This window comes from Psittacicella melopsittaci, from assembly GCF_003585925.1.
Classification (GTDB): Bacteria; Pseudomonadota; Gammaproteobacteria; order Enterobacterales; family Psittacicellaceae; genus Psittacicella; species Psittacicella melopsittaci.
Genome location: NZ_NRJH01000088.1, coordinates 1 through 5,110 on the forward strand (window position 1 = coordinate 1; position 5,110 = coordinate 5,110).

The following is a 5,110-nucleotide window of genomic DNA, read 5'->3' on the forward strand; positions in this document are numbered from 1 at the left end:
CAATTAATTTATAGTTATACTTTAGATTAATTTTTAGTATTAATAAAATAAATTACATTTAATCATTAGCTAATTAAGCTCTTTATTTTGTTTTATTATTTGTTTATAAAGGAGTTAATGTGCTAGACATTATTGAGCTCTCAAGACTTCAATTTGCATTAACTGCGTTATATCACTTCTATTTTGTTCCGCTAACATTAGGTATCACATTTGTGTTAGCTACAATGGAAACTATTTACGTAGTTACAGGTAAAGAAGTTTACAAAGATATGACCAAATTCTGGGGCAAGTTATTCTTAATTAACTTTGCTATCGGGGTTACAACTGGTATTACAATGGAATTCCAGTTCGGTACTAACTGGTCATACTACTCTCACTATGTAGGTGATATCTTCGGTGCTCCATTAGCAATCGAAGGTGCTGTAGCTTTCTTCTTAGAATCTACATTTGTTGGTATCATGGCATTTGGTTGGGATCGTCTATCAAAAATCCAGCACTTAATTAGTACTTACTGTGTTGCATTTGGTTCTAACCTATCTGCAATGTGGATCCTAATTGCAAACGGCTTCATGCAAGATCCACAAGGTGCTGTGTTCAACGTTGATAAAATGAGAATGGAATTAGCAAGTTTTAGTGACTTAGTGTTATCAGAATTTGCTCAAGCTAAATTCTTACACGTTGTAACTGCAGGTTACACCACAGGTTCAATTTTCGTATTAGCTATTTCAGCTATTTACTTAATGAAAAACCGTGACGTAGCATTCGCTTTACGTTCATTTGCTGTAGCTTCTGTATTCGGTCTATGTGCGTCTTTAGGCGTTGTATTCATGGGTGACGAATCAGGTTACCACGTTGGTAAAGCACAACCAACAAAAATTGCTGCTATTGAAGGTATCTATGATACTGAACCTGCTCCAGCTCCTTGGAATATTATTGCTATTCCAGACTCTAAAGAAATGAAAAACCACTTTGAACTAAAAATCCCTTATGTAGGTGGTTTAATCGTAACACGTTCTTTAGATACTCAAATCGTTGGCCTAAATCAAATTCGTGATGAAAACTACGATAAATTTGATAAAGGTCGTGCAGCTTTAATCAAATTAGAGCAATTACGTAAAGGTAATGCTTCTTTAGCGGAAAAACAAGCATTTGCTGATAATGAAGCTAAATACTTAGGTTACGGTTTACTATTAACACAATTTGTTCCTGGTTCTGATAAAGATCCTCAATTATTACTAACAGCAACTCCTGAACAAATCAAAAAAGCTGTTGATGAAACTACACCTCGTGTTGGTGCATTATTCTATGCATTCCGTCTAATGATGGCTTCTGGTTTCTTAATGATTTTACTATTTGGTGTAGCTACATATAAAGTGTTACGTCAAAGAATTCAACCAGGTAAATCTAAATTCCTTAAAGCTGCTATGTTATCGTTACCACTACCTTGGATTGGTGTTGAATGTGGTTGGTTCGTAGCTGAATATGGTCGTCAACCATGGACTGTATACGAAGTATTACCGACTTACATCTCTCACTCTACTCTAGCAGTTGGTGATCTAATCTTCAGTATTATCGCAATTTGTGGTATCTACTTAGTATTCATTTACTTTGAAGCATACTTTATGGTTAAATACGCTCAACTTGGTCCAAGTGCATTACACACTGGTAAATACCACTTTGAGAAAAAAGAACACGTAGGAGATAAATAATGCTAAGTTTTGAAGTCCTACAAGTAATTTGGTGGTTATTAGTAATTGTTCTATTATCAGGTTTCGTGATTTTCGACGGATTTGATATTGGGGCATTAACATTAAACCCATTTGTTGCAAAAGAAGAAGAGGAAAGACGTGTTGTTTTAAACACTATCGCTCCTCACTGGGATGGTAACCAAGTTTGGTTATTACTAGGTGGTGGTGCTATCTTTGCCGCTTGGCCTGAAGTATATGCGACCTCGTTCTCAGGTTTATACCTAGCGATGATTTTAATTCTTTTCGCATTATTCTTCCGTCCAGTAGGTATGGAATACCGTCATAAATTCGATTTAGAAAAACATCGTCGTGGTGTTGACTGGTCATTATTCTTCTCTGGTGTTGTACCTTCACTAGTTATTGGTGTTGGTTTAGGTAATGTTTTATTAGGCTTACCATTCCAGTTCGATGATATCGGTCGTTCATACTATGGTGGTGATACTTTATGGATTCTTAATTTATTAAAATTATTAAATCCATTTGGTTTACTATGTGGTGTTCTTTCTTTATTAGTATTCCTAACTCAAGGTGCTAACTGGTTAGCATTACGTACTGAGCTTGGTTCAAACGTTCAAGTACGTTCGCAAAAATTAGCAGCTTTATTTAGCGTGTTAGTAGTTGTAGTTGGTGTTTTAGTTGCTATCTGGTTAGCTTTCATTAGCGGTTACCACTTAGTTAATGACTCACTAATTCTGCAAGCTAAAGAAGGTGATGTTTCTACTTCATCTTCATGGTACGCAAACTATACAGCTAACCCTGTATTATTTGTAGTTCCTGTTTTAGCTGCATTATTCTACTTATTCTCAGCACGTGCTGCTAAAAATGGTCGTAATGGCTTTGCATTCTTTGCTTCTTCAATAGGTGTTCTCCTATTATTTGCAACTTATGCAATCGCTTTATTCCCATTTGTATTACCAAGCTCTACAGCTGCATACCAAAGCTTAACAATTTGGAATGCAACATCTAGCCACTTAACATTACACGTAATGTTCTATGTTGCTTTAATCTTCGTTCCAATTGTATTAGCTTACACAGCTTGGGCTTACTACAAAATGTGGTCTCGTTTATCGACTAAAGTTATCAAAGAGAATAGCCACGATCTTTACTAATCAGGAAGGTAAATATGTTTTATGCAATCTGGGTTATCGGAGTATTTGTAGCTATTTGGTTAACTGTGTTAGCAGTAACTAAACTTGAAAAAAGTGGCTTTTTTGATAAATACGAAGATCAATCTAAAAAATAATCTTAACGAAAGGTGCAAGTTATTACTTGCACCTTTCTTATTGTATAGACAAAAAAAATAGAGGTCATTTGACCTCTATTTTTTATAGGTTTTAATTATCTTAAACCTTCTTTACAATCTGCTGATTTTTTGTTTAAACGATCTAAAACCACATCCCAGTTTACTACATTCCAAAATGCAGCAACGTACTCTGGACGACGGTTTTGATATTTTAAGTAGTAAGCGTGTTCCCAAACATCTAGTGCTAGTAATGGAGTACCTTCTACACCTGCTACTTCTACGCCCATTAATGGGTTATCTTGGTTAGCAGTACTTACAACTTTTAATTTGTCGTCTGCAGTTAATACTAACCATGCCCAACCTGAACCAAAACGAGTTGCAGCTGCTTTTTCAAATTCAGCTTTGAAAGCATCCACTGAACCAAAGTTTTCTACAAGTTTAGCTTCTAAAGCAGCTGGTAAAGCTACATCTTTTTTAAGGCTTTCCCAGAATAAAGTGTGGTTATAGTGACCACCTACATTGTTACGTAATGCTGTTTTTACATCCGCAGGTAGGTCTTTTACGCTACGGCAAAAACATGCAGGGCAATCTTTAAATAACTCAGGGTGTTTTTCAAATACTGCATTAGCATTGTTTACATATGCAGCATGGTGTTTATCATGATGTAATTCCATAGTTGCTGCATCAACATATGGTTCTAAAGCATCAAAAGCATAACCTAACGCTGGTAAAGTGTATTTATTTGACATTTGTGTCTCCTAATATAATTAATCAAATTCAATACCTATGATACCCCTTTTTACTACTTTTGTCCACTAATAACACCAGAGGGTAAAAACTCAATTAAGCTATCTTTTTGTATTATAAGCAAAACAAACTAACAAGTTATATTTTATCCCCACAGTTTATATACGTATTATTTTTCTTCTTGGAGAAACTGATTTATTTGCACTACAGGATACTGTAAATTATTTTGCATAATAAGATCTAAAGTCAAATAATTAGTAATAAATGAAAAAGCTTTTGTTTGTAATAAGGCATTAGTATTGAATAGTTGTCTTTCCTCTAAACCATTTAAAAAGCTAATTTCTGCAATATTGAGAGCTGTAACAAGCTTATCAAGTAAACTATTTATAAAATTACTTAAGTGCAAAACAAATTCTCTATATGCAAAGGGAATATCAGTTTCACTTACTAAGGTTACTCCATTTAGCTTTTTTATTTTACTAACTAAAGTTTTGCCTTTTTTACTAGTTGTTGCCCAATATCCTATACCCAGATAAATTTTTAACTCTATAGCCCTAGATTGAGCCAAAGCTAACAATTGATTTAGTTGTTGGGCAAAACCTTTGAGTTTGTGTTCTGGATATTTAAAAGCATGAAAGTTAATTTCAATTCCTTTTAAATTTGAATCCTTGCTTAAAAACTCAGCATAGGTTTTTACTAAAGCATCTACGCCAGTTTCTCCTACCGCGTGGTTATTTAAATAAACATTATATATTTTCTCTTGATGACAATAACTTAAAAGCTCCTCTAATTGTCTATTTAAGAGTTCAATTTGGGCATTTAAATCTATTTCCTTATAACCTGCATCTAAGCCTACTTCACCAAGATATAATACTTTAGCACTAGGTAATTCGTTAAAAAATTGTGAGCTTAGCTTTTGATAAAGAGTATATTCATCTTGCGTAATATAAGGCTCTAAAGTCCCTTCGTTACCAAAGTATTCCGCAAAAATATGCGGGCGTGATATTACCATAGGATGAACGCCTGTATAAGCAATTAATCCTTGCTTGTTTTCTTGCATTTTTAAGCCTTTTACAAGGTCTTGCTTAACTACATGGGTATTTACATTATGAATTATATTTATCTGCTGTAGCTTAAAATATCGAGCTAAAATAAAGCATATTAATAATGCTAAAGTATTTGGCTTAAATTCTGTATTCTTATTATTCCTTATTAATTGGCTTACCAAAATAGAATAATGACAATGAGCGTCTTGATAGAGCATAATAATTAAATTATAGTTTTGGTTACAAACTATTTTAACATGAGAAAACCCTCTAGACATTGTCTAGAGGGTTAGATAGAAATTAATCTGGCGATGACCTACTCTCAC

The 5,110-nt window shown here is 34.0% G+C and carries 5 protein-coding genes; 3 read left to right on the forward strand and 2 right to left on the reverse strand.

Annotated features, from left to right (window positions below; all coding sequences use genetic code 11):
- Positions 1 to 119 precede the first annotated feature (119 nt).
- From CJP74_RS07860 to CJP74_RS07870, 3 genes are read left to right on the forward strand one after another with little or no spacing between them, the layout of a single operon-like run.
- Positions 120 to 1,709 carry a cytochrome ubiquinol oxidase subunit I gene (locus tag CJP74_RS07860; protein WP_119497968.1) on the forward strand — a complete coding sequence of 530 codons (1,590 nt, stop codon included), beginning with the start codon at positions 120 to 122 and terminating at the stop codon, positions 1,707 to 1,709.
- Positions 1,709 to 2,857: a cytochrome d ubiquinol oxidase subunit II gene (gene cydB / locus CJP74_RS07865; protein WP_119497970.1), complete on the forward strand. Its 1,149-nt coding sequence runs from the start codon at positions 1,709 to 1,711 to the stop codon at positions 2,855 to 2,857. Before CJP74_RS07860 ends, cydB begins: the two co-directional genes overlap by 1 nt.
- A 14-nt stretch (positions 2,858 to 2,871) precedes the next feature.
- Entirely contained in the window at positions 2,872 to 2,991 is a 120-nt protein-coding gene (locus CJP74_RS07870) for a cytochrome bd oxidase small subunit, CydX/CbdX family (RefSeq protein ID WP_119497972.1), read from the forward strand.
- Positions 2,992 to 3,086: 95 nt separating this feature from the next.
- Here CJP74_RS07870 and CJP74_RS07875 read toward each other — a convergent pair whose 3' ends face one another.
- Together CJP74_RS07875 and CJP74_RS07880 are read right to left on the reverse strand one after the other, a co-directional pair.
- The gene (locus CJP74_RS07875; protein ID WP_119497974.1) at positions 3,087 to 3,740 is read right to left on the reverse strand and encodes a superoxide dismutase; all 654 of its coding nucleotides are present in this window, start codon (positions 3,738 to 3,740) and stop codon (positions 3,087 to 3,089) included.
- A gap of 167 nt (positions 3,741 to 3,907) precedes the next feature.
- Positions 3,908 to 5,002, reverse strand: a complete 1,095-nt coding sequence (locus CJP74_RS07880) for a TatD family hydrolase (RefSeq protein WP_222987053.1) — start codon at positions 5,000 to 5,002, stop codon at positions 3,908 to 3,910.
- Positions 5,003 to 5,110 lie beyond the last annotated feature (108 nt).